The sequence below is a fragment of the Streptomyces sp. G-G2 genome (assembly GCF_030063135.1).
Lineage (GTDB): Bacteria > Actinomycetota > Actinomycetes > Streptomycetales > Streptomycetaceae > Streptomyces.
Map to the genome: position 1 here is coordinate 118348 of NZ_JASISO010000007.1, position 23287 is coordinate 141634.

General features: G+C 67.8%; 29 protein-coding genes. 28 read left to right on the plus strand and 1 reads right to left on the minus strand.

What is annotated here, in order from left to right; genetic code table 11:
• Nucleotides 1-11: 11 nt before the first annotated feature.
• The 19 genes from QMF80_RS08160 to QMF80_RS08250 all read left to right on the plus strand — a co-directional run bounded on the left by QMF80_RS08160 (nucleotide 12) and on the right by QMF80_RS08250 (nucleotide 16074).
• A complete protein-coding gene (locus tag QMF80_RS08160) occupies nucleotides 12-593 on the plus strand; it encodes a WhiB family transcriptional regulator (protein WP_283451007.1) in 582 nt (193 codons plus the stop codon).
• Between the two features lie 60 nt (nucleotides 594-653).
• Complete coding sequence (locus QMF80_RS08165; RefSeq protein ID WP_283451009.1) at nucleotides 654-1013, plus strand: hypothetical protein; 360 nt, start codon at nucleotides 654-656, stop codon at nucleotides 1011-1013.
• Nucleotides 1013-1879 carry a hypothetical protein gene (locus tag QMF80_RS08170; RefSeq protein ID WP_283451011.1) on the plus strand — a complete coding sequence of 289 codons (867 nt, stop codon included), beginning with the start codon at nucleotides 1013-1015 and terminating at the stop codon, nucleotides 1877-1879. The genes QMF80_RS08165 and QMF80_RS08170 overlap by 1 nt, the downstream gene beginning before the upstream one ends.
• Before the next feature lie 83 nt (nucleotides 1880-1962).
• On the plus strand, nucleotides 1963-2610 hold the full coding sequence (locus tag QMF80_RS08175) for an ATP-binding protein (protein WP_248585362.1): 648 nt from the start codon (nucleotides 1963-1965) through the stop codon (nucleotides 2608-2610).
• Nucleotides 2610-2960, plus strand: a complete 351-nt coding sequence (locus QMF80_RS08180) for a DUF4326 domain-containing protein (protein WP_248587251.1) — start codon at nucleotides 2610-2612, stop codon at nucleotides 2958-2960. The genes QMF80_RS08175 and QMF80_RS08180 overlap by 1 nt, the downstream gene beginning before the upstream one ends.
• On the plus strand, nucleotides 2957-3376 hold the full coding sequence (locus QMF80_RS08185) for a DUF6195 family protein (protein ID WP_283451013.1): 420 nt from the start codon (nucleotides 2957-2959) through the stop codon (nucleotides 3374-3376). The genes QMF80_RS08180 and QMF80_RS08185 overlap by 4 nt, the downstream gene beginning before the upstream one ends.
• Nucleotides 3376-4494: a DUF2637 domain-containing protein gene (locus QMF80_RS08190; protein WP_283451015.1), complete on the plus strand. Its 1119-nt coding sequence runs from the start codon at nucleotides 3376-3378 to the stop codon at nucleotides 4492-4494. Before QMF80_RS08185 ends, QMF80_RS08190 begins: the two co-directional genes overlap by 1 nt.
• 83 nt (nucleotides 4495-4577) lie before the next feature.
• Nucleotides 4578-5129, plus strand: coding sequence for a hypothetical protein (locus tag QMF80_RS08195; RefSeq protein WP_283451016.1), 552 nt, complete (start codon nucleotides 4578-4580; stop codon nucleotides 5127-5129).
• Between the two features lie 433 nt (nucleotides 5130-5562).
• A complete protein-coding gene (locus QMF80_RS08200) occupies nucleotides 5563-6171 on the plus strand; it encodes a hypothetical protein (RefSeq protein WP_283451018.1) in 609 nt (202 codons plus the stop codon).
• A 10-nt stretch (nucleotides 6172-6181) separates the two neighbouring features.
• On the plus strand, nucleotides 6182-7159 hold the full coding sequence (locus tag QMF80_RS08205) for a C40 family peptidase (protein ID WP_283451020.1): 978 nt from the start codon (nucleotides 6182-6184) through the stop codon (nucleotides 7157-7159).
• Between the two features lie 50 nt (nucleotides 7160-7209).
• Complete coding sequence (locus tag QMF80_RS08210; protein ID WP_214967284.1) at nucleotides 7210-7548, plus strand: DUF8827 family protein; 339 nt, start codon at nucleotides 7210-7212, stop codon at nucleotides 7546-7548.
• 3 nt (nucleotides 7549-7551) lie between these two features.
• On the plus strand, nucleotides 7552-8862 hold the full coding sequence (locus QMF80_RS08215) for a hypothetical protein (protein ID WP_283451026.1): 1311 nt from the start codon (nucleotides 7552-7554) through the stop codon (nucleotides 8860-8862).
• Nucleotides 8843-10474: a hypothetical protein gene (locus QMF80_RS08220; protein ID WP_283451028.1), complete on the plus strand. Its 1632-nt coding sequence runs from the start codon at nucleotides 8843-8845 to the stop codon at nucleotides 10472-10474. The genes QMF80_RS08215 and QMF80_RS08220 overlap by 20 nt, the downstream gene beginning before the upstream one ends.
• 6 nt (nucleotides 10475-10480) lie before the next feature.
• Nucleotides 10481-12007: an SCO6880 family protein gene (locus tag QMF80_RS08225; protein ID WP_283451030.1), complete on the plus strand. Its 1527-nt coding sequence runs from the start codon at nucleotides 10481-10483 to the stop codon at nucleotides 12005-12007.
• A complete protein-coding gene (locus tag QMF80_RS08230; RefSeq protein WP_283451032.1) occupies nucleotides 12004-13440 on the plus strand; it encodes a putative type IV secretion/conjugal transfer ATPase in 1437 nt (478 codons plus the stop codon). Before QMF80_RS08225 ends, QMF80_RS08230 begins: the two co-directional genes overlap by 4 nt.
• A 62-nt stretch (nucleotides 13441-13502) precedes the next feature.
• Nucleotides 13503-13823, plus strand: coding sequence for a DUF6238 family protein (locus QMF80_RS08235; RefSeq protein WP_244210010.1), 321 nt, complete (start codon nucleotides 13503-13505; stop codon nucleotides 13821-13823).
• Nucleotides 13823-14086, plus strand: coding sequence for a hypothetical protein (locus QMF80_RS08240; protein WP_283451036.1), 264 nt, complete (start codon nucleotides 13823-13825; stop codon nucleotides 14084-14086). The genes QMF80_RS08235 and QMF80_RS08240 overlap by 1 nt, the downstream gene beginning before the upstream one ends.
• A gap of 39 nt (nucleotides 14087-14125) precedes the next feature.
• The gene (locus QMF80_RS08245) at nucleotides 14126-15574 is read left to right on the plus strand and encodes a type IV secretory system conjugative DNA transfer family protein (RefSeq protein WP_283451039.1); all 1449 of its coding nucleotides are present in this window, start codon (nucleotides 14126-14128) and stop codon (nucleotides 15572-15574) included.
• Nucleotides 15571-16074 (plus strand): hypothetical protein, encoded by a 504-nt coding sequence (locus QMF80_RS08250; protein ID WP_283451041.1) that lies wholly within the window; start codon nucleotides 15571-15573, stop codon nucleotides 16072-16074. The genes QMF80_RS08245 and QMF80_RS08250 overlap by 4 nt, the downstream gene beginning before the upstream one ends.
• A 564-nt stretch (nucleotides 16075-16638) precedes the next feature.
• Here the strand turns inward: QMF80_RS08250 and QMF80_RS08255 are convergent.
• The gene (locus tag QMF80_RS08255) at nucleotides 16639-17271 is read right to left on the minus strand and encodes an HAD-IA family hydrolase (protein WP_055643649.1); all 633 of its coding nucleotides are present in this window, start codon (nucleotides 17269-17271) and stop codon (nucleotides 16639-16641) included.
• A 174-nt stretch (nucleotides 17272-17445) separates the two neighbouring features.
• Between QMF80_RS08255 and QMF80_RS08260 the strand changes: the two genes are divergently transcribed.
• The 9 genes from QMF80_RS08260 to fxlA all read left to right on the plus strand — a co-directional run bounded on the left by QMF80_RS08260 (nucleotide 17446) and on the right by fxlA (nucleotide 23219).
• Nucleotides 17446-18666, plus strand: coding sequence for a helix-turn-helix domain-containing protein (locus tag QMF80_RS08260; protein ID WP_283451046.1), 1221 nt, complete (start codon nucleotides 17446-17448; stop codon nucleotides 18664-18666).
• An 81-nt stretch (nucleotides 18667-18747) separates the two neighbouring features.
• A complete protein-coding gene (locus QMF80_RS08265) occupies nucleotides 18748-18996 on the plus strand; it encodes a hypothetical protein (protein WP_283451048.1) in 249 nt (82 codons plus the stop codon).
• Nucleotides 18997-19231: 235 nt separating this feature from the next.
• Entirely contained in the window at nucleotides 19232-19648 is a 417-nt protein-coding gene (locus QMF80_RS08270; RefSeq protein ID WP_283451200.1) for an ATP-binding protein, read from the plus strand.
• Complete coding sequence (locus tag QMF80_RS08275; protein ID WP_283451049.1) at nucleotides 19648-20163, plus strand: DUF6415 family natural product biosynthesis protein; 516 nt, start codon at nucleotides 19648-19650, stop codon at nucleotides 20161-20163. Before QMF80_RS08270 ends, QMF80_RS08275 begins: the two co-directional genes overlap by 1 nt.
• Nucleotides 20157-20621, plus strand: a complete 465-nt coding sequence (locus QMF80_RS08280; RefSeq protein WP_283451051.1) for a DUF6302 family protein — start codon at nucleotides 20157-20159, stop codon at nucleotides 20619-20621. The genes QMF80_RS08275 and QMF80_RS08280 overlap by 7 nt, the downstream gene beginning before the upstream one ends.
• 53 nt (nucleotides 20622-20674) lie before the next feature.
• Entirely contained in the window at nucleotides 20675-20878 is a 204-nt protein-coding gene (locus tag QMF80_RS08285; RefSeq protein ID WP_248585344.1) for a DUF5999 family protein, read from the plus strand.
• On the plus strand, nucleotides 20875-21522 hold the full coding sequence (locus tag QMF80_RS08290; RefSeq protein ID WP_283451054.1) for a hypothetical protein: 648 nt from the start codon (nucleotides 20875-20877) through the stop codon (nucleotides 21520-21522). The genes QMF80_RS08285 and QMF80_RS08290 overlap by 4 nt, the downstream gene beginning before the upstream one ends.
• A gap of 203 nt (nucleotides 21523-21725) precedes the next feature.
• The gene (fxlM, locus tag QMF80_RS08295; protein WP_283451056.1) at nucleotides 21726-22961 is read left to right on the plus strand and encodes a methyltransferase, FxLD system; all 1236 of its coding nucleotides are present in this window, start codon (nucleotides 21726-21728) and stop codon (nucleotides 22959-22961) included.
• Between the two features lie 51 nt (nucleotides 22962-23012).
• On the plus strand, nucleotides 23013-23219 hold the full coding sequence (fxlA, locus tag QMF80_RS08300) for an FxLD family lanthipeptide (protein WP_250287672.1): 207 nt from the start codon (nucleotides 23013-23015) through the stop codon (nucleotides 23217-23219).
• Nucleotides 23220-23287: the final 68 nt, after the last annotated feature.

Below are 23287 nucleotides of genomic sequence, written 5' to 3' on the forward strand. Positions count from 1 at the left end.
GCGAGAAACAAATGAGCACTGACATATCCGGCCTCATCGAGGCTGCGCACCGGGGAAATTGGCTGCCCCTCATAGAAGAGTCGAAGAAGGCTCCGGGTAAGCACTGGGCCGAATACGCCCGATGCGCCAACCAGGACATCAATATCTTCGTCCCTCTCCCAGACGGCCCCAGGGAAGAACCCGACGCCGTGAAAGCCAAGCTGGGAGTCTCCCTCAACCGTCCTCGCAATCTGTGCGCGTCATGCCCGTTGGCCGTCGCTGCCCGGTGCCTGGTGGAGTCCCTGAAGGATGACGACGAGTACGGAATCCGGGGCGGCCTTCTGGCTTCCGAGCGTGCAGAGCTGCGGCGTGCATGGCAAGACCGGGACATCGAGAAAGCAGTAGAAGGCGCGCTTCGAGGTTGCACCGCAGCCTTGACCAAGCCCGCCCGGGACGCCGTGATTGCGCGCTTCGCCACTGATCCATCACTGGACGCTGCTGCCGTCGCCCGCGGGCTTGGCGTGACGCACGAGTATCTGCTGAAACTCGCCCGTCGCTACCGAAAGTCGCAGGCCGGGCAGGGCAAGCCCTCGCTCCACGTCGTCGCCGCCTGACGCCGCCCCGAGGAAACGATTCTTCCGCACGGCGGACCCTGCGTTCACGGGAGTTCCCCCATGCTTCAGAACAGCCCTTCCGGATTTCGGCGCAGGACTATCGGTGCCGAGATCAGAGAAATTGCACCTACGGCAGTACTCGTGCGGGTCTATCCCGTGCGCCGGTCTGTTACCCACCTCTTCGAATCGGACTTTTACCGCATGCTTATCGACCGCAGGACCGAAGAGGAAGTTGCGCGCATGGTCAGGCGTGGTTTCGGAAAGGCTGCCGACTGGCGTCGCGCCCACGACTTCTATCTCCCCACCGAAACGCTCTATCTCACCCCGGAGCCGTATCAGAACGGCTACGTCCCGGAGGACGACCAGTCTTTCGGTCTTTCCCTCAGCCGTCGCATAGCCATAGGCGACGGTGACCACTGATGAGCGCCATAGCAACTGAACTGGTCTGGTCACAGTCTAAGTCGTGCAGGGGCTCGCGCCTCGTCATGCTGGCGCTGGCCCGCGAGGCGGACGATGACGGCAAGGCGACGCTAACCCTTGATGAGATATCCGCTGTTACCCGCCTTACGCCTCGTTCGATAACGAAATGCCTCGGAGAGCTGGCGAAGCTCGGAGAACTGAGCCACGAACGCGGAGGCGGCGCCTCCAACCCGAATTCCTACTCCATATTGCTGTGTAGCGGGACCGCCGAGGAAGCCACCAGCACGGTGAAGGAACTTCCTACTCTCCGCCCTAGCGGCCCAGAAGTGGGAGAGAAGGACCAGGAAGTTCCTTCCCAGAACCTCGCTAGCGAAGTCGGAAGTGGGAAGTTTCGGCACGGAGATTCGGAAGTTTCTTCCTCGCGCGTACGTGGTGGTAATACTCCCTACGGGAGTATTACCACCACCAAAGAGCAAGCTAGCTTGCCGAGGTCGCGCCGAGAGAACAACGCTGTCGAGCAAGGCTCGGTGACGGTTCCTGACGGAGCCAAAGACCTGGTAACAGCCATAACAGGCGCCGGAATGCTCGTTGGTTGGCGACTGACCGAATCGGAATGGGATCGGGTAACAGCTCTCGCAGCACGTTGGGGAAATGAACGGCTGGTCGAGATGGTGGCGCGGCGATGGAACGCCGACCGCCCGCCACAGTCCGCCCGCTATCTGCTGCGCATCTGGGCGGATCTGCCCTCGCACGCTCCCCCCGCAGCAGCCTCTCAGGGGAATGTCGTGCCGTTGCGTCGGCAGTCCGGAGGCTGGGTTCCCTTTCAGAACGCCGCTGCCCCCAGCGCTTACCAGAACGGATTTTGATCATGGCAGAGCCAGAACGCGCGGGCAGCGCCAGGTCGATGCGCGCAATGGAACGAATACTCGCTGCGAAAGGACTTCAGGCCGTGCCGGATGCCGACCCCGCCGACGAAGCATCGGAAGAGAACCCCGGAGATCGCGAGTGGCACTCCCGGGCTCGGGCCGACTACGCCCTGAGCCGCTGGCAGAGGGCCACCCCTCCCCGGTTCCGTGACGCGGAGGCCACGCTGCCGGAGGTCATCGGCTGGGCCGACCGGGCACTCACGAACAACGCCGGGGCTGGCGCTCTGCTCCTCACCGGCCTCACGGGGACGGGCAAGACGCATCAGGCATACGGGGCCTTGCGGAGGATCGCGGCCGGCGGGCCGGACCGGTTCGAGCTGATCGCCGTGAACTCTGCGGACATGTACGGCAACCTGCGCCCGTCACAGGTCATGGGCGCCGCTGAACACGAGCTGCAACGGCTCAGCAGGGTTCAGTATCTGCTCCTCGATGATCTCGGTACGGCGAAGACCTCGGAATGGACCGAGGAGGTCACGTACCGACTGATCAACTACAGGTACAACCACTGCTTGCCGACGATCATCACGTCCAACCTGCCCGCCCGCGATGAGACCGGGCCTGACCTGACCGACTTCGTCGGGGCCCGCGTGGCGAGCCGTCTGGCCGAGATGGTCACGACCCTTGTGCCGATGATCGGCGCTGACCGGCGCCGCGGCGGGAGGGCGGCGTGATGCCCGTCCGCCTTCGCGGAGCGTTCCGCGACGCCGCAACGCTGTCCACAGCCTGTGCATACGTCGGACCGCGCAGCCGGTACGCGAACCCGTTCACAGCCGGGGCTCGGTCCCCGCTCGGTCCCCCGATGGACGCTGCGGAGTCGGTAGACCTCTTCACAGCCACGCTCCGGGGCCCGGTCGGACGCCACTACGCAGCTCGCTTCGCCCGAGCGCTGCGCGGGCTCGACCTGATGTGCACATGTCCCCTTGACGCTCCGTGCCACGCGGACGTTCTCCTTCGCCTCGCCAATGAGCCCGGCGACGGCACCGCACCTCGCACCACCGATCTTCTGGAAGGCCCCCGATGAGTCACCCGATCATGTTCGCTGCGGCCAAACACCTCACGACCGCAGAGGAGCGGCGCAAGACCGCTCGGGAGGCCGCGTTCCGCACCTGGGGCCCGAGGTCGATCACCGCAGCGTCCAAGTACGCACGCACCCTCCTGGGGGCCGCCGCAGTCACGCTCGACTGGGAGGTGCTGGGACTTCTCAGCTTCGAAGAACACCTGCAAGCTTTCGCGTCGCTCGACACGACCGGGGGCCAGCACCTGGAGCTGTACTACACCGACCAGGGCGGCACAGAACGAATCTCGCTGCGGGTGTCGTGCGTGAGCTGCCCAAGTCAGCACGTGCACGAGGTCACCTCGTTGGAACAGCTCGGACAGCTCCTCTCGCAGACCCCGGCCTGGCAGGACATCAGCCCGCGCGACGGGGGCAACCTCTGATGTCACACGCGCACATAGACACCGCGGCGGGAAACGAACGGCAGGAGAGCTACAGTCTGCGCGGAATGACGGCCTGGGACCGCAGTGCGATCATCCTGCTCGGCGCGGCCGGCTTCGCTTTCTCGTACGACGCACTGCGTCAGATCGCCCTCGCGATCCACGCCAGGGAGACCTTGTCCTACCTGTTCCCGGTGTTCATCGACGGGTTCATTGCCTACGGCGTGCGGGCGATCGTGCTTCTTAGGCACCAGCGGTTCGCGGCACGGCTCTACGCCTGGTTCTTGTTCCTCGCGGCGACCGGGGCGAGCCTCGGCGCGAACGCTCTGCACGCCATCACGCTGAACGATTCTCCGCAGGCCGGACGGTCCGCGCTGCACCTCGCGGACAGCGTCGTGGGTGTGCTGTCGATGCTCGCGCCCCTCGCGCTGGCGGGATCGGTCCACCTCTACATTTTGATGGCGCGGACGGCTGAGCGGGCGGTCCCGGACGGGGCTGACTCCGGTCCCGGACCGGTCCGCGAGACGTCTCCGACGCTCGAACGTGTCGCTGTCCAGCAGCGTCCTCGTCCGCTGGAAGCACCGGCGCCGATGCCTCCACTGCCGTTGACAAACGGTCCGTCCGCGCCGCAGGACGCCGCCGCAGCAGCCGTTGACCTGCGGAAAGCCGAGCCCCCGCCCGCAGAAGAAGAACGTACGGAGGACACCGCAGCCCATCCGTCCACCGAAGCGGACGAAGAAGACGCGGAGGGCAAGAGCGCGGACGGACCGGACGGTGGACCTACGGACAACGCGCCGACCACAGCACTTCCGGAGGGCACGGAACCCTCCGCGCCCACGGCGGTCCGCATCTCGGCGGACGGAGAAACACCGTCCGTCCCGGACGACGCGGAATGCCCACAGGACCGGCAGGCGGATGACGACTGGTTGGCAGAGCTGCTGCCGATTGCGCGATCGGCTACCGAGCGAGCCGGACGGACCAGTCGCGAGGTTGTAGGGGACGCCGTCCGCAAGCACCAGGCGATCAGCAACGACCGGCTTGGTGTGCTGCTGGCCCGGCTGAAGGAAGAGGACGACGAGGGGGCAAGGACACCCGCCGCTGCCTCCAGCGCCCTCTGGTGATGTCATCTCATGACAGGCTCGGGACCTGTGTGGCTCGCGCCGTACAGGCCCCGGCCGGTCAGCTTGATCAGGAAGGAACGACGATGTGGTCTCGCCGACGCGACCGGGCTGAGGACGCCGCCCGTGCCGATGCCGTACACGCAGCGTCCGCCCTCGCGGTTCACCTCCAGGGCGGGGGCAGTCTTGTGCCGGTCCAGGCGGACGGTCTTGCCCTTGCGGTCGGTGAGGTCGCCTTCGCGGACGTGGCGTGCTCCGCCGCCCGCTTCTACGGAACAGGGGTCGACTACCCGACCCCGGCGAGTGGCTACTTCGAGGACCACCCGACCTTCGGCCGGCGGTGGGTGAGCAACGGTCGTCTCTACTCCCGTCGGCGGCAGGAAGCGGAGGACGCCGCCCGTCCGCAGTGGCGCGATCACACCGCTGCCCGAGTAGTGCTCACGTCGGCTGGCGTACGGCTCCTCCCGGTGGGGGCTCGTGAGTGGATGCCGTTCGACCACGTCCTCCTGACCGGAGTCGCCAATGAACCGCCCGCCGTCGTGCTCTCGTACAGCACGTGCGCGCCCCTGCTCCTGAGCGGCCCAGCTGCCCCGTGGCTCGGCGTGGCGGTCGAGCACCTGCACCACAGCTCCGCATAGGACCGTAAGCCGCTCCACCGAAAGCCGGAACTTAATTCCTGGAATTAAGTTCCGGCTTTTTTGTTGATTCGAGTTGTCCGCGAACCCCTGCAAGGATTCAGGCACGGCCAACGCCACAAGGCTTTTCCGGCCTTAGAGATCCGTTTGGGATCTCCTTCGAATCACGCAAGGGACTGATGGCCTTGATATGAGTGACGCCCCCGGCAGCTCAACCGTCTCACAGACGCGAAACACGATCGAACTCTTCGACAGATGAGACAGGCAGATAGAGCTACACGCTCCGGCCTGCTTCTCAATTTCTCCGGCATTCGCCGGTAAAGCCCGCAGGAGGAATCCCGCCTCTTCCTGCGAAGGAGCGGCGCGGCTTCCAGCCCCCGCGGGGCCGCGCCGCTCGCACTTCCGAAATCTCCTGCACCAAGGTTGTGGTTCCCGCATGCCTCGATCCACCCGTTTCATACCCATATCAGCCGCAATAGGCGTAGCTGGTTCCCTGGTTCTCCTGTCGGCCGGCTGCTCCAGCTCGGACAGCGGCACGTCCGCCGCCTCGACCGCGTCCACGCAGCCGCACTCGGTCTCGGCGGGCATCCCCGATACCGCCCCGTCGCACAGCGGCAGCACCGCCTCCCCGGCAACAACCCGCCTCCCGAAAGACGTTGAGCGGACGGCTCGGGCCTTCGCCACGGCCTACGCGGAACACGACGCCCGCGACGGCGCCGACCACTCGTACGCAGACGCCGGCGCTCGGGCCGCCCGGCTCGCCTCGGGCGAACTGGCGGGCGTCCTCGCCCAGAAGCGACCGAGCCAGGACGCCGCATGGGCTGCCCTGCGGGCCGAGAAGGCCCGACAGACGGTCAAGATCACGGAAGCTGTCGTCCCCGACGGTGCACCTGCCGTAACGGTCCCCTCCGCCCTCGTCCGCGTGAGCTACACCCTCACGACCACCCCGGAGTCCGGCCACGCGCGCAGCAGTAACGAACAGCTCGCACTCCGACTGGAGCACACCGCCGAGGGCTGGCGCGTCACCGCCTTGCCATGGGCGTGACGGGGCCGCGATGAACAAGGGCACACAAGCTGGCCTGGGACTTGTCACGGCCGGGCTCATCACCGGTGTCGCCATGCTGACCACGTTCGGAGGGGCCGACAGCGCCTCCGCGCAGGAAACCGGCCCTGGTGGCGGCATCAAGACGGACGCGCCCGTACCGGGCTGGGTACGCGAGCTGATCAACAAGCACGCGGGCGAGTGCCCGCAGGTCACAGCCTCGCTGCTGGCGGCTCAGCTCTACACCGAAAGCAACTTCAACTCCGGCGCGACGTCGCCCGTCGGCGCCCTCGGCATCGCTCAATTCATGCCGGGGACCTGGGCTCAGCACGGCAAGGACGGCGACGGCGACGGGGTCAAGGACATCCGGAACCCGGCCGACGCCATCGCCGCGCAGGCCGCGTACGACTGCACCTTGGCCAAAGAGGTCAAAAAGGTGCCGGGCGACTCGACGGACAACATGTTGGCCGCGTACAACGCGGGCGGCGGTGCGGTGATCAAGTACGGCGGCATCCCGCCGTACCCCGAGACCCGCGACTACGTGCGCAACATCCGTGCACTGGCCTCGAAATGGGCCGACGCCGTCAGCCCCGACGCACCGGCCGGCAAGGGCGCTGCTCGCGCGATCACCGCCGCGAAGACAGCTCTGGGCACCTGGTACCGGTGGGGCGGCAGCTGCGTCATGCCGTACGAGGGCGTGGGCGGCTGCGACTGCTCCTCGCTCACCAAGATGGCCTGGTCAGCGGCGGGAGTGAACTTGCCGCGCACCACGTACGACCAAGTCCACGCAGGGACCGCCGTCAAGGCCGTCTCCCAGCTCGCCCCGGGTGACCTGTTGTTCAGCGTCCCCGGAAGCGCCGGACCTGAGCACGTCGGCATGTACATCGGCGACGGCCAGGTCATCGACGCCCCGCACACCGGGGCTCAGGTGCGGATCAAGCCGCTCAGCTACTGGAAACCGCAGATCATCGCGATGCGGCACGTCGGCTAATCATGCCAAAACATCCCAAACTATCCCTCACAGCACCAAGGGGCTGAACCATGCACAACCTCCTTTCTGCCGCTGCCGATCCCTCCCTGCACACCACCCTCGCTGCCGGAGTTGACGTCGTGTCCGGCGTGAAGCCCGACTGGGGCCCCTTCGGCAAGCTCGGCGGCACGGCGAAGGTGATCCTCGGCGTCATCGCTGCCGTCGTCCTCGTCGTCGGGGCGGGCGCGTTCCTCGCCGGTGTCGGCAAGTCGAAGGGCTGGTTCGGTGAGGGCCACTCCACGATGGACAGCTCGCGCGGCAAGGGCATGATGGTCGGCGGCCTGACCTGCGTCTTCCTCGTCGCCTCCTTCGGCACCATCTTCGCCATCACGTACGGCATGGGTGTGTGACCCATGGCTTCACGATCCCGGAGGAACGTTTCCTCCTCAAAGGGCAGCGGAGCGCGCCGCTCGTCGGCCAAGCTCTGGGGCATCGCGGCCGGCGGTGCGGCAGTGGCCACCGCGGCCGGGGTGGTCGTCAGCATGTCGACGGGCACCCCTTCCGCCACGGCTCCCTCCGCGTCAGCACCGGCCCACTCGGCTCCGCAGGCGAACGGCGAAGGCGTGCGCGAGCTGCACGGCGTGCCCGTCGGCTACCCGCACACTCGCACCGGCGCCAAAGCAGCGGCGGCCAACTACACGACGGTCAGCGGAAGTTCTCAGTTCCTCACGGACAAGGACGCGCGACACCGCGCCGTGGCCGTGATGGCGGCTAAGGACACGGCCGGAACGGCGGTGAAGAAGGCCGACCACGCAGCCGAGGACGCGGTTGGCTCCCTACGGGGCGACACCTCCAAGATCTCCGCCAAGAAGACCATCGCCCGCACTGGTGTCCTCTCGGCTCATGTCCTGGGCTTCGATGCTCACGGGGCGATGGTGCGGCTCTGGACGACGACGGTTCGCGGCAGCGCGGCCGGACACACGACGCCGAAGACGGATTTCCAGTCGGTGACGGTCACACTCACGTGGGAGTCCAACGATTGGAAGCTGAAGGACAGCTCGACCTCAAAGGGGCTGGTCGCACCGATCGACGTGCGGCAGGCGTCCAACGTGCCGGGCGACTTCGCCGACTACGCTCCGGCCGCTGCAGAAGACCCCGTTCTGAGCGGTGCCAACGGCCCGAGCGGTTTCCCGGCCCCGTACGGACACGACGAGCGCGGCGCGCGTGCCGCCGCCGTCAGCGCCACCATGCTCTACGGCGACCCCCGGTTCTTCACCCATGAGGACTGGCGGCACCGGATGCTGGCGGCTACCGCCGCGTCGAGCGTGCTGCGCTCGGTCACCGAGGAGACCGACTCGACAGCTCGCCTGGTCATGGAGAACCGCGGGGTCGGCGCGGACGGGACGACCGGCGACGGCAGCGAACTGATCACGCGGACCGCGGCGCTCGCCACCCGCTCGATCTCCTACTCCGACCAGGCCGCGAGCATCGAGCTGTGGACGGCGTCCGTGGGCGGCGTCGCCGGGAAGGACGAGACGCAGCGCCCGCAGGTCGCCTTCCTGCGAATGACCGTGGACCTCGTCTGGGAGGACGGCACCTGGAAGACGACGGCCGTTACGCCGTCCGAACCGCTCGTTCCGTCGCCGCCGGCCATGCAGGAAGCCGACCCGGCCGACAGGTTCGCGGACGTGGGAGGTGCCAGCAATGCGCCTGCGACTGCGTGATGACGCCCCCGGCCTGCTGACCATAGAGCGGGGAACCCCAGGCCGCTGGCGCCGCCGTCTCCAGGCGGTGGCCATGATCAACGTGATCATCGGGTTCGTCTTCGTGCCCTCGGCGGTGGCCAACCCCTTTTGCTACATCCCGATGGTCTGCGAGGCGAAGGCGGCCATCGACTTCGTCAAGGACCCGTTGGGATTCCTGCTCCAGAAGCTGACCGAGGCCAACATCTGGTTCTTGCGCAAGATGCTGGAGCTGATCCAGAACACCACGAAGATCGACCTGACGAGCACCGGCTTCCTGAAGCAGTACGCGATCATCTTCGCGGCCTCCAGCCTGCTCACCGTGGCTCTCTGGTTGATCGCCGTGGCCAAACGGGCGGTCCGCGGAGTCGCCCTGACCACCGCCGTGTCCGAGGCGATCGGCTTCCTTCTCCTCCAGTTCGTGGTCAACGCCATGACGCCGGGCGCAATCGCACTGCTGATGAAGGCCATTGACGAAGTCACGGCCATCTTCGAGCCGTACGCGACATCAAACTTCAAGCCCTTCCTGGAGAACATCCTCAAGGTCATGGCAGCCAACCCCACCGAGGGCGTGGGACAGCTGCTGGTCGTCAACCTCATCATGATGTGCGGCGCCCTGCTGATGTGGATCGAGCTCCTGATCCGCAGCGCGGCCATCTACGTGGCCGTCGCGCTCGGGCCGATCGTCAACGCCGGGCTGGTCGACCGCGACCTGTGGGGCAAGTCGAAGAAGTGGTTCGGGGCCATCTTCGCCATCGGCCTGAGTAAGCCGATCTTGTTCGCTCTGCTGGGCCTCGGCGGCGCGATCCTCAGCGACACCTCGGGGAGCATGTCCGACTCGGTCTCCAAGACCCTGGTCGGCGCGTTGATCCTCCTGCTTGCCGTCTTCGCGTCCGCCACGCTCTACAAGTGGGTGCCCGCCTTCGGCGACGAGATGGCCAGTCTCCACCACGACCGGAAGAGTGCACAGTCCTCCGGCCCGGCCGCCGCGGTCGACGGCCCCGCCCAGCACGCCAACAGGGCGATGGGCGCTCGTGTCCAGGACTCCTTGGTCGGCGGCTCCAAGTCCGCTGGCGCCAAGACCGCTGGCGCGAAGATGGGCGGCGGAACTGCTGTGGCCGGACCGGTCGCGGTCGGTGCCGCCATTGCCAAGGCCGGCGTCGACGTGGCGAAGAACAAGGCCACCACTTCCCCAGGCGCGCAGGGCACCGACGCCGCAGGCGGCGGCAAGGCCGAACAGCCCGAGAGCCAGCAGGGCGGCGAGGACACCGCCGGTACGTCCGGTGCACCGGCCGCCGCTAGTCCCCAGGGAGCGACCTCCGACCCGGTCGTCGGCTCTTCTCCGGACTGGTCCTCGGCCGGTGGGCACGCCTCGGCGGGGCGCCCACCGGGAGCCAATGGGGCACCGAGCACAGCACAGCCGCCCTCCCCGCCGTCAACCGGCACGGGAACCTCGGGCCCGACCCCGCCCGCCTCCCCCTCCTCCGCATCAGGAACCACCTCGGGCTCCGGGCCCTCCGTCACGCCCCCGCCGCCGTCGCGGCCGTCGGGCGGCCAGGCACCCGGACGACCGAACCCCAGCAAGGATCAGTGACCCTCCATGTCGACTCGTACGTATCAGTTCGGAAAGCACCGCCCCACAGGGCTGGTCGGCCGCCGAGACCTCGGCGAACAGGTCGTCCTCGGCGGCGGCGCCGTCACCGGCATCCTCTTTGGCTACCTCTTCAACGGCGTGACGGCCATCGCCGCAACGTGCCTGGTCCTGCCGATCCTGCTCGCCCTGGTCATCGTGTACGCCCCGTACCGCCCCAAGGGCACGTCCCAGCGGCGCACCCTCTACCGCTGGTGGCGGATCAACCGCTACCACCGCAAGGCGCTCCGCCGTACCGGCGGCGTATGGGTGTCCCCGGCCGTCGAGGCCGGCGTGCGCCGCAACGGCACACCGCCGGACGCCGCTCTTGTGGAGCCGGAAGGCGTCACGGGCATGACGTGGGTGCCGGTCACGGTCCGCGGTCAGCAGGCCATCGTGGTCCTCCAGCCGGAGGCCGGGTGCGTCACAGCCACCCTGGAGATCGCTTCGCCCGGCCTCGGCGGCAAGGAAGTCGGTGAGCAGATCGTCGCCCTAGAGCGTTGGGGCGAACTCCTCGACGCCTTCGGGAACGTCGAAGAACACCCGGTGAAGCGCATCCAGGTCCTGGCCCGGCAGATGAAGTCGGACCCCTACGCCCACCAGCGTTACATCGCGCAGCGCGACGAGTCGGCTGCGACGACGGACGCCCCGCAGTGGCTGAAGGACTCGTACGACGTACTGGCCAACGCCGTGTCGACTTCTGCTGAGGAGCACCGCTACTACATCACCCTCCACGCCCGGTTCACCCGCGACCTGGCGGCCGAGGGTGCCGCCCGCGGTACCGGTGACGAAGGAGTCGCCGCCGCCATGGCCGCGTACCTGGATGAGCTGTGGTCCCGCGCGGAGGACGCCGACCTCTCTGTAATCGCGCCCCTGGACGAAGGGCGGATGACCGCGTTCATCCGCAACTCGTACGACCCGGATCACGCCATCTGGGACACCGATCTCCGACAGGCGCACGCCTTCCCCCGCAACGTCGACGTCCGCGACGGCGCCCACGTCGCCACTCGCGCGGCAGGTTCCACGGACAGCTGGTACCACGCCACGGCCGCCGTCGTCGGATGGCCCACGACCCCTGTCGGCCCCGACTTCCTCTCGCCGCTGCTGATCGGGATGCCCGACGTCATCCGCACCATCTCGATCACGCAGCAGCTCGAACCCAACGACAAGGCCGTGGAGCGAATGCTCGCGGAGGACACGAACAACCAGGCCGAGATCGACCGCGACCGTAAGCGCGGCAAGAACATCGACCCGCGCGACCAGATCGCCGCCAGCGCTACCGGATCGCGCGGCATGACCCTGGCCTCCTCCGGCGCGGCCGGCTCCGCCGTCGTCGGCTACATCACCATCTCCTCGCGCAGCGCCGAAGAGCTGGAGCGCACCAAGCGCACCACCGCCTCCCGTGCCCGCAACGCGCACCTGCGGATCGAATGGCTCGACCTCGAACACGCCCGCGCCTTCGCCACGACCCTGCCCCTCGCCGGAGGCATCAAGTGACAGACCTGCTCGACCTCGCCCCGCTGTCGCCGATGCACGAGACGGTGCGCCGTCCCCTCTACACCGAGACGACCACCAGCCAAGCCCTGTACCTGCCCATCGCACCGCCGACCCTCGGCACGGCAGGCGCGATCATCGGCCGAGAGCTGTACTCGGGCAAGGCGTTCATCTACTGCCCGTTCTCGGCGTTCGGTGACGGCCTGCCCGGCGGCAACATGATCGTCATGGGGGACACGGGCCGGGGAAAGTCGGCCCTGACCAAGACGTACGCGGCCCGGCAGATCCGCCTCGGGCGTCAGGTCGTCGTCCTCGACACCAAGGAGCAGAAGGAGCGCGAAGAAGGCGAGTGGGCCGCGCTCGGCCGCTCGCTGACCGGCAAGGCCCCGGTGAAGTTCACCCCCGGCGGCGGCCGTGCGGCGTCGTGCATCAACCCGATGGACCCCGCCATCGCGGGCAAGCGGCAAGTCGAGCTGGTGCGCACGATCGTTGAACTCGGTCTCGGTAAGGCCCTGGACGAGTTCGCCGGCTCTGCCCTGCGGATCGCGATCCGCAGGGCCCACCAGCGGGCGGGTGAACTCGGCCGCACCCCGGTCCTGGCCGACGTCGCCGCCGCGTTGCGGTCACCAGAGGAGTCCGACGCGGCGGCCAAGAAGCGTACGCGGGACGAACTTCTCGGTGACGGCCTGGAGGCGTCCTACGTCCTGGATCGGCTCTGCGGCAGCGAGCAGGACGCCACCGGCGACCTGACGGGCATGCTCGACGGCCCGACCAGCCTGGGCGTGGACCTCGACGCCGACATGATCGTTTTCGACCTGACCAAGGTCCCGTCCGGTGGCGTCGCCATGACCATCCTCGTCGCCGTGATCTCGGTCTTCCTCGAAGAGGTGTGGCTGCGTCCGCTGTGCGAATGCGGGTCGGAGCCGGGGCAACACGACCGAGTCGTGGTCGACGCGAACTCCGGAGCCTGGGAGCTGGGGCCGAACCCCGGCTCCGGCTGCCGCCGCTACACGCAGCGCAAGCGCATCCTCGTCTGTGAGGAAGCGTGGCACATCCTCGGGACGCCCCAACTCGCCTCGCTACTGGAGAAGTTCCTCAAGTTCGCGCGTGGGTACGGCCTGTCCTGCATCTTCATCGTTCATCACTTGTCGGACATCGACGACAGCTCGGAGACCCAAGCGGCGCTGAAGATGGCCGACACCATCGTGATCTACAGCCAGAAGAAGGCGGAGGCGGAAGCGACGGTGGCCCGGCTGGGTCTGCCGTCCTGGACGGCCGAGCACATCATGCGTCTGCGCCGCGGGATCGCCCTGTGGAAGGTCGGCGAGGTGATCTACCCGGGCGTCCAGCATTTGTTGGTGGAGGCCGAGCAGCACTTGTGCTTCTCCTCCGGCTCGATGACCGACCTGGCCAGCACCTCCCCGGACACCGAATGAGCGGATACCACCACCTCTCCGCCGCCGACCCCGTCCACGCAGATTCGGAACGAGCCCTCGCCATGACCGTCACCACCGACCACACCACGCTTCCCGCTGACGAACGCGCGGTGCGACAGGACATCGACCAGCTGCACGCCGAAGCACTCGACCTCGCCCGGCGCATGAAAGAACTGGCCCTCGTGCTGGACCACGGCGACTACTCCGCCGCCGGGGGCCGCGTACGTACGGCCGTCGCCCACATCTGGCGAGCCGCCGAGGACCTGCACAGCGCTTTCCACACCGCGCCCCCGCGCTGTGCCGGGCCCGACGCGTCGATGTCGCGGCTGTGCGGCCGGCGGATGCGCTACCTGGCGGCCCGCGTCGCCCGGAGGGCCGAGTAGTGGACATCCTGCCCGGCGGAATCTCCCTGGCCCTGTACGCCGTGACGGCCGTGTGCGCGGTGGCCTTGGTGACGCTCTGGTTCCTGCTGAACCGCGGACGGCGCAACGCCGGATTCGCGAGCAAGGGACAGCTCAAGCGCCAGATGTCGGCCAAAGCAGTCTTGAAGGCCACCGAGATCCGGCCCTCCCTCACCAGCGACGACAGCCGCCCCCGCCGCGCAGCTGGGGTGAGCTTCGCGAAGGACCGCGCCGCCGCTCGCTGACCCTCCCTCCTTGTCGCCCACCTCGCTCCGGAGTACGTCATGCCCCACCCCCTCGATCCTCACGATTTCGGCTACTCATTGGGTACCTCGCAGCGCCCGAAGGGCGTCGACCTCTGGTCCCGCGCCGACAAGGCATGCCGGGTCATCGGTCCGATGGGCAGCGGAAAGACGATGAGGTTCTTCGCCCCGCTCGTCCGCAACTGGGCCGGGCCGGTCCTGGCCACCTCGACCAAGCCCGATCTGGTCGAACTCACCCTCGACGCGCGGCAGCGGGACAGCCGGCCCGTCGCGGTCTTCGACCCGCAGAACATCGCACCGAGCCTGCCGAAGTTCCGGTGGACGCCGATCAACGGCGCAGCCGACACGGAGGTGGCGATGATGCGCGGGAAGGCGTTCGTCGCGGGCTCGCGCACCCCCAACAGCGCGGCACAATCCAGTGAGGGCAGCGCCTTCTACAAGGGGCAGGCGGCCAAGATCCTCGCCGCCTTCTTCCACGCCGCCGCCCTCGACGGCGCGTCCCTCGACTGGGTGCTGCGGTGGGCCCGCAAGCTGACCGACCCGGCGCCCCTCGGCATCCTCAACGCCCACCCCGGCGCCGGCCCCGGCTGGGCGGACATGCTCCGCACGGCCACCTCCGGCGACAGCCGCACCGTCGGCAACACCGCCTCGACCCTGGACGCGGCCCTCGAACCCTTCATGCACCAGTCGGTGATCAACGCCCTCCAGGGAGACGGAGAGGACCCCACGGACTTCGGCGCGTTCCTCGACGCCGGGGGCACCCTCTACCTCCTCGGCAAGGACAGCGAGGTGAACAGCGTCGCTCCGCTGACCACCGCGATAGCCGAAGACCTTCTGGATCTCGCGGAGGCGCACGCCCTCGCGTCCCCGGCCGGGCGGCTCGACCCCGCTCTCCTCGCGGCCTTGGACGAGGCGCCGAACATCGCGCCTATTCCCTCCCTCCGCCAACGCGTCGCAGACGGCCGGGGCCGTGGCATCACGGTCATCTACGGCCTCCAGGCGTGGGCGTCGGCTCGTGCCCGCTTCGGCGAGGACACCGCCAAGGAGCTGGCGGCCTTCACCAACAACGTCATCGTCCTGCCCGGGGACAAGGACCCCGACTTCCTGAAGGACATGTCCGACCTGTGCGGTCAGGTCGAGCGAGAGCGCACGACGAAGACCACGTCCGGTGGGGACCGCGGTGGCCACTCGACGGCCACGCACATGGCGCTCGAACCCGTCCTTCGAGGAGACGAGATCAGGGGTCTGCCCGCCGGGCACGCTCTGGTCCTCGCGGACAACCTCCCGCCGATCGTCACCCGACTCGACGGCATGTGGACCTGGGATTCCTGGTCCGAGATCGAGGGTCACGTCCGTGACCTTCGAGCCGCCAACGAAGCCGAGCGGACCCGGCGGGCCGCCGAGAGGAAGAACCAAGCCACGGCCCACGCGGCGGCGTGGGCCGGACGTGAAGGAGCGGCTGCCGCATGACCGAGACCCTGACCCGCTTCGAGCCCTTCCCCGAGCCGCCCGCACTGATCCTGGAGTACATCGCGGAGCGGAGCACGGAGGAGTCCGTGGCCGCCGACGGTCCCGCCCCGTGGGACCTCGGCGCCCTGTCCGCCGAGTTGATCGAGCCGATGCCGGCGTGGCTCGATTCTGTGTGCCGCTGGCTGAACCGGACGTACGCCTGGCAGCCACAGGACGTGATCCCGCCCTGCTGGGCGAAGCACGAGGGCCTGGCATACGAGATCGCTGCCCTGGCTTTCGCCAGGGGAGACGCGTATATGGAGGCGGGCTCGTCAGTGATCTGGCAGGAGCAATACGACCGCTTCCTCACCCGAATGAACAAGACGTTGGGCAAGGCAGGCGACGAGTGCCGCGTCGGCAAACACGACGAGCGTCCGGCGCGTTTCCAGCTCGCGGCCTGGCCCACGGCCAAGGCCGAGGAGACGGAATCTGCGGGACGGGTCGAGGAGATGGCCGGATGATGACGGACCCGAGCATGGTCTTCTCGACGGACCCTCGTCACGGGCTGGTGGCGCGAAGCGGATGGGAGCAGGAGGAAGCACGGACAGTGCTTCGTGATCTCGGTTGGGAGTGGGCGGAGGAACTGCACGCCCTCGTCCCACCGGACGACGTGCCAGAGGTCGACGCCGGTCTTCAGGCAGTAGAGGAACTGCACCTGCACGGGCACCGAACCGGCTACGCCGTGGGGCCTTACGGCACGATGCGGTTGACTCTGGATCGCGCGGAGCAGGTGTTCACAAAGGTCGCCGCTCGGGAACCTGGTGAGGTCACCCCCGACGCGGGCGCGAAAGAAAATGATCAGCCTGCAAGAGCGGAGACCAGGCGGCCTACGTACGGGGGCGCATCCGCTTGGGAAGGGCCGAGTGAACCCGACGGGCCCGAGTCCCCAGCAATCTAGAACGCGCTCCAGCAAGAGCCCATACTTGTCTTTCAGCGTTCGAGGAGCCCCAGCTGGGGGTCCTCGAACGCTGCTGCTGTTCGTTGGCCGGCGTAACGTCCGCAGCGAGCTGTTTCGCTCTGTTCGTTCAGGCGGGAGCGGGGTCGAGGAGAAGCGAGTCGAGGATGGCAGCTGTGCCGGTGGGATCGGTCGTGTGGTGCACGGTGCGGATGCCCAGGGTCTCGGCGGGCGGCAGGTTCTCCGCATGGTCATCAACGAAGACACACTCAGGACCGGTCAGGTCTAGGGCGTCAAGCGCGCGCTGATAGATGAGCGGCGACGGCTTCCGTACGCCCTCCAGCTCCGACAAGATCACGGCATCGAAGAAGTCCGTCCACATGCCCTTGTCCTCGTACGGGTTGTAAGGCTCGATCCCGAACGAGTTGCTGAGCATGGCCACCTTGATCCCTGCCGCGCGAGCGCGCTTCGCGGCGGCGACGATCTGAGGCTCCGGGTGAAGGTTGGCCAGAGCGCGCCGCATCAGGTCGGTGGAGTCGATACCAAGGATGCCGCCGATGACGCGGTTCCAGTCCTCCTGGGTGGCCTCACCGACCTCCAGCGCTGCGTAGATCGCGACGCCGTCGGGATGCTCGTTCAGCGCCGCGAAATACGCGCCTGGAGTCAATCCCTCCGTCCTCTCGAACGCCTGCCCGTTCAGTCGCATCCGAGTGGTGAGCACACCACCGAAGTCGAGAATCAGACCACGGTATGGGGCTGGCAAAGCGGCCTCCTTGCCGATCTTTCATACGTGTACGCGGTCCCCCGGCCGCAGGGCGACAGGGGGACCGTTGAGTGCCCTCCCCAGAGGGAGAGGCCCTCAGTATCGCCTCTCCCCGAAGCACGTGGGCATACGCTTGACACGAGTGCCCTGTCCACTACGGCGAACGGTCAACCCATGGTGTATGACGGAGAGTTGTTCAGCATCGGCCAACGGATCAAGTGGTGGCGTGAGCGCCGGGGCTTGTCCCAAAGGATGCTGGGAGACCTAATCGGCAGGTCAGAGAACTGGGTCTACAAGATCGAGAATGACCGGATGCCCTTGGACCGGCTTCCGATCCTGATCGCCCTGAGTAAGCAGCTGCGATGCAGCCTGGAGGACCTGACGGGCGGCTACGTATCTGGAATCGTTACGGCGGGCACGGAGCACGAGCACGTTCCGCTCATCCGACAGGCCCTGTCGCTGCCCGCCTCCCTCCTGCCGCAGCGGATCGGGTCGGTCACCTCCGACGACTTCGAGTCCTCGGTTACGGACGCCTGGAAGGTCTACGAGACGCAGGCTGACGACCGGTACCGCGACGTCGGCGAGCGGCTGCCCACCTTGCTGCGGCAGGGACATGCCGCTCTGCGCGACGCCTCGCCTGAGCAGGAGGGCACCGTCCTCCGGCAGCTCATCAGCCTCTACGGCCTGCACCAGATCTGGCTTCGTCGCGTCGGTGAACCGACCCTCGCCCGCATCGCGGCCGACCGCGGCCTCTCCCTCGCGGACAACGCCGGTGACCCGGCCCTCCTCGCAGCTGCGGCCTGGAACCTGGCCTGCGTTCTCACTTCCGCTGGCGACGTGGAAGACAGTTACGAACTTGCCCGGCAGACCATCGCCCAGTGCCGGCCGCACGACGACTCCAACGCGGAACACTGGTCCGCGTACGGCGCACTACACCTGCAAGGTGCCGTCGCCGCGGTACGCGCCACAAAGGGCCCGAGGGCGTGGGACTTGTACAACGGCGCACAGCAGGCCGTGGACCGGGTCGGCGCGGACCTCAACCACTGGCACACGTGCTTCGGCCCGACCAACTTCGCCATGCACGAGGTACACCTGAAGGCGGAAGAGGGCGACACCAGCGAAGCACTCCGCGCCGCCGATCACGTCCTCGTCAACGAAGAGGTCCCGCTCGAACGTCGGACCCGGTACTTGATCGAGGTAATGAACCTCAACCGCATCCAGCGAGACGACTACGCGACGGTGCACATTCTCGGCAAGCTGCTGAAGCAGTCTCCGGAGGAGATCGTGTTCTCTCCCCTGGTCAGGGAGGCGGTGGCCGACCTGCTGAAGCGCGAGAAGCCGATGTGGCGCGACGACCTTCGTGCGGTAGCGAAGCACATCGGGCTCGCCGCATAGGCATATGCCAACCCTGAGCGTTACTCAGCCCTGATTTTTTCTCAGGGGTGGGGTCCCGAAGTGGCCCTACGTTTACGGGTCATGACGACAAGTCACGCTCAGACGGAAGCTGGCGCGGCGCCCTTACCGCCCGCCAACCGCCACCTCCGCCTTGCTCGTGAGGCCGAGGTCGCGCACACGGAGGCCGGTCGTTTCGCGGTCCCCCTCGACCTGCACGAGGGGGCCGCGGAGCCCGCGACCATTCCGCTGGTCCTGACGGCCGATGAAGCGGTTGCTCTGCACGGCAGGCTCGGTGCCCTCTTCCCGTTCGCGGAGGGGAACAACCGATGACCACACGAACTCCCGCAGATCGTGAGCGCCGCCGCAATCTCGCGGACGCTGCGAACACACCGTTGCCCGCCTTTGCCGTACTGCTCCGGCACGTCCCGGGCCAGCAGCGCCGGACGGGCCCGCTCGCTTCCCTCGACGACCGAGCCGCCCCGGAAAACGGGGCCTCACAGATCGGGACGGAGCGGTGATCGGCCCGGCGTCGCAGCGCCCGACCGCAACTCGTACCGGCGGCCTGGTGGAGGAACGCTTTCCCATCACCAAGCACTCCCCGGGCGAGCGCCCCCCTCCCGTAGACGAGTCCCGCGTCCGCGCCATGAGGCTCGTGACCCGCGAACGTCTCACCTCCCGCGGTCTGACCTGCGTCGCCGACGACGCGACACTCGTTGTCTCTGAGCTGATCACTAACGCCATCGTGCACAGCGGTGGCAGGCAAATCCGGCTGACCCTTGACGTGCGCGACGGCGTCCTGCGCATCCGTGTCCATGACGGCGTGCCCGGACCTCGCCCCACTGCTCAGTGCCCCGAAGACGACGACGAGCACGGTCGCGGCCTGGTGCTCGTGCGGGAGATCGCCCGAAGCAGACAGGGCGCGTGGGGTGTCAGCGATAACGGCGCCACCACGTGGTGCGAGCTGAGTTTGGTGGCGTGCTGATGACGAACACCGCATTACGCGACGAGACGACGAGCCCGGAGACCATGCCGGTCCGCGTCAAGGACCCGACGGTCCCCACGAACCCTTGGACTCCTCCACACGGTGAGGGGGATGCCCGGCGGTACCTGAGCGCAGTGCGCGAGTGGGCAAGCGTGGATTGGAACGAGGTGTACGACGACCTCGACACCGTCCTACACGGCGAGGAAGAGATCAGCCACCACGCCGCTGGCCCGTCCGGCGGAGCACCATTACCCAACTACAACAACGATGCCCTTACTCAGCGCTTCCTCATGGCGCTCAAGCTGCTTGTAGCTCGCGCCTTGCGAGACAAAGCCGACGAGAAGCACCCGGACATCGCCGCTCTGATCGGACAGGCCCGCACGCTGCGTGCCGAGGTAGTGGCCGGCGACGCGGGACAGACCATCGGACTCGTTCGGAAGCTGGCGCGGCTCACCCTCGATCTCGCCGAGCTTCTGGAAGAGGCCGGGATCGTCAGGGGGCTGGTCGAGTGCTGACGACCACCAAGGCTTCGGCGCGTTCGTTCGGCCCTTCCCTCTGCCCTGCCGAGGAGGCGTACGACTTCGAGCACTTCCGGGACCGCCTTGCCCGGCCCGAGGTCCTTGCTCACGCTGTCGCGGTACGCGTCTTCCGGGCACCACTGCTTGCCGTGCCGGTCGGCGGCCCGCGTCGCGGCGGATACATGTCTTTCGATCTGCTGTCCCTGGCAATAGGGACACGCGACCTTCTCACGAACCGGCGGGGGTTTCCGGACCTCCGCGTCCGATGGTCGCCGTACCGCGATACCTGCCACACCGTCGAATGGGGCGATCCCGCTCCCGAGTGGTGGGAGGACGACACGGTCTTCGGCCGCTTCTACGGCTACAGCGAGTCCGCCATCACTTCGTTCGTACGTGAACGCCCACAGACACCCTCTTCGGCAACCTCCACTCCGTGTTCCCCCACGGCCTCGTAGTCGCCGAAGAGGGCCCGACTTCCCCGCACTGCCTTGAGAGGACGACGAGTACGATGTGCCAGCACACCCCGCCGTGTCCCACGGCCGAGGCTTCCGACCGAGAGGCCGCCCGCCCCACGGCGGCCCACCCTGAACAGGGCTGGAGCCTGCTGTGCAACGGGGTGCTGCTCTTCGAGGACACCGGCGAGCTGTTGCCGGACGGCCAGATCGTCGCTCCACACCGGCCGGTCGCGCTCGCCGCCGGGAGCACCGCGTGACCACCGCTCCCGAGGCCGTCGTGCCCTACATCACCGCCCGGGAGGGTGAAGAGGCCGACTCGTTCCTCAACCTGCGTATGGGCCGCGGGCCGGACGGCCGGCCGCGTCTCCGATACGTGGATGAGCTGCCGCCGGACCGGGACCTCAAGGACGTGCTCTGGGCCCGCTACTCCATGTCGCTCGACACCTTTGGGCAGCCCTGCGGGACACCACGGTGGCGGATGGTTCACCCGCACCGTCAACGCGTGACGATGGCGCTGCTGCGGTGCCAGGTATGCACCGTCCAGTTGAAGCGCACCGACGGCATCCTCTTCCTGGAAACGGCGGGTGAAGAGGGCTACGACGGTCCAGTGAAGACCGCGCAGCCGCCGGTCTGTCTGGAGCACGCCCGGATGGCGGCAGGCCGGTGCCCACGGCTCAGGGCAAGGGGCCACGTAGCGCTTCTCGCCACCCGTTTCCCGCTGTACGGCGTGATCGGCCACGCGTACCAGTGGAGCGCGAACGGCCTACAGGCCCTCTCGGACATGGACTCCCCCATCCCTTACCGCCATCCCCAGATCGGCATGTTCCTGGCCTCCCAGCTCGTACGGGAACTGCGGGAGTACAAGGTCGTCAACCTGGACGATCTTGTGCCCGCCGCCTAGACGGCCGCCCGGCTCTCCTGAGTGGTACAGACAGGACCGCCGGGCGGCTCACCACCGGCGCCGGACCTTCGCGCGCCGTCCAGCACGAACCCGCCAACCTTCGGCGGTCCGACGAGAACGGAGAGCTTTCGCCGATAGCCTCCCGGCCCCCGGCACGCGTGCCGGCCTACCCACCCCCGAACACGAACGACCGAAGGAAGTCCATGACGAACACGACCGTCGAGCCTGACGAGGCGACCCGCCTGCGGAACAAGGTGGTGGACGAGCTGTGCGCAGACGGCAACATCTCCTCCCCGGAGATCGAAGCGGTGATGCGCAAGGTGCCCCGGCACGAGTTCATCCCCGACACCTCGCTGGACAAGGCGTACGACACCTACGCCGCCGTGATCACCAAGACGGACGAGCACGGCGTTCAGCTCAGCTCCGTCTCCGCGCCCCAGATCCAAGCCATGATGCTGGAGCAGGCCCAGGTGAAGCCCGGGACGCGGGTCCTGGAGATCGGCTCGGGCGGGCTGAACGCGGCCTACCTCGCCGAACTCGTCGGTGAGGACGGTGAAGTCGTCACCGTGGACATCGACCCCGTCGTCACCGATCGCGCGCGACGGCTCCTGGACAAGCACGGCTACGGCCGGGTGCACGTCGTCACCGCGGACGCCGCCGAGCCCATCCCGGATCTCGGTGAGGTCGACGTCGTCATGGTGACAGCCGGGGCCTGGGACGTCTCCCCGGCCTGGACCGCGCAGCTCAAGCAGGGCGGCCGGCTCGTCGTCCCTTTGCGGATGCGGGGCTTGACCCGGTCGGTCGCCTTTACCCAGGCCAAGGGCGAGCACGGCCCCTACCTGGAGAGCGAGTCGGCGCGGATCTGCGGCTTCGTCCCGATGCAGGGCTCGAACGCCCACCGGGAAGAGCTTCTCCTCGTCAACGGCACCCCGGAGATCGGGCTCAAGTTCGATGACGGCCTGCCCGCCGACCCGCACCGGCTCGACAACGCCGTCACGTTTCCGCGGCACGAACTGTGGACCGGCGTCACCGTCCGCATCCAGGAACTCATCGACACCCTCCAGATGGCGATGGCGATCAGCCTGCCGGGCTTCTGCACGATGGCCGTCGATGAGAACTCGGACACGGGCCTGGTCGCCCCGGTGAACAAGCGGTTCGCCCTCGCGGCCGTCGAGGATGACACCTTCGCCTACCTCGTCACCCGCCGCACCGAGGACAACAAGCACCTGGAGTACGGCGTGCACGCCCTCGGCCCGCACGCGGAGCAGTTCGCCGACAGGATCGCTGACGTGCTCCGCGACTGGGAGGCCAACCGGCGCGGCGGCCCCAGCCCGGTCATCCGGGTCTATCCGGCCAGCACCCCCGGTGACCAGATCCCGGCCGACCGGGTCATCGACAAGGTGCACAGCCGGATCTCACTCTCCTGGCCCTCGGCGTAACACCGGGAGCCAGGTCGTCCCGCACCACCCCAACAAGAAGAAGGGCACATCATGACGAGCGCCACTCTCGCCCCGCCCCCGGTCGCGCCCGCCCCGCTGGCGGGCCTGGACGACGACGACTTCGCGCCCCTGGACGTGAAGGTCGTCATCGCCGAGCACTCGTACGGCCATCTCATGTGCTCCACGGGCGACGGCTGCGGCACCACCTGCGCGACCGGTGCCTCCGCCTGCGGTTCCTTCACGGAGGACCCGGCCTGATCCAGGCCGACCCCTCACCTGTGGGCCGGGCGAAGCGCTTCGCCCGGCCCACAGGCCCTTCTCCCCTC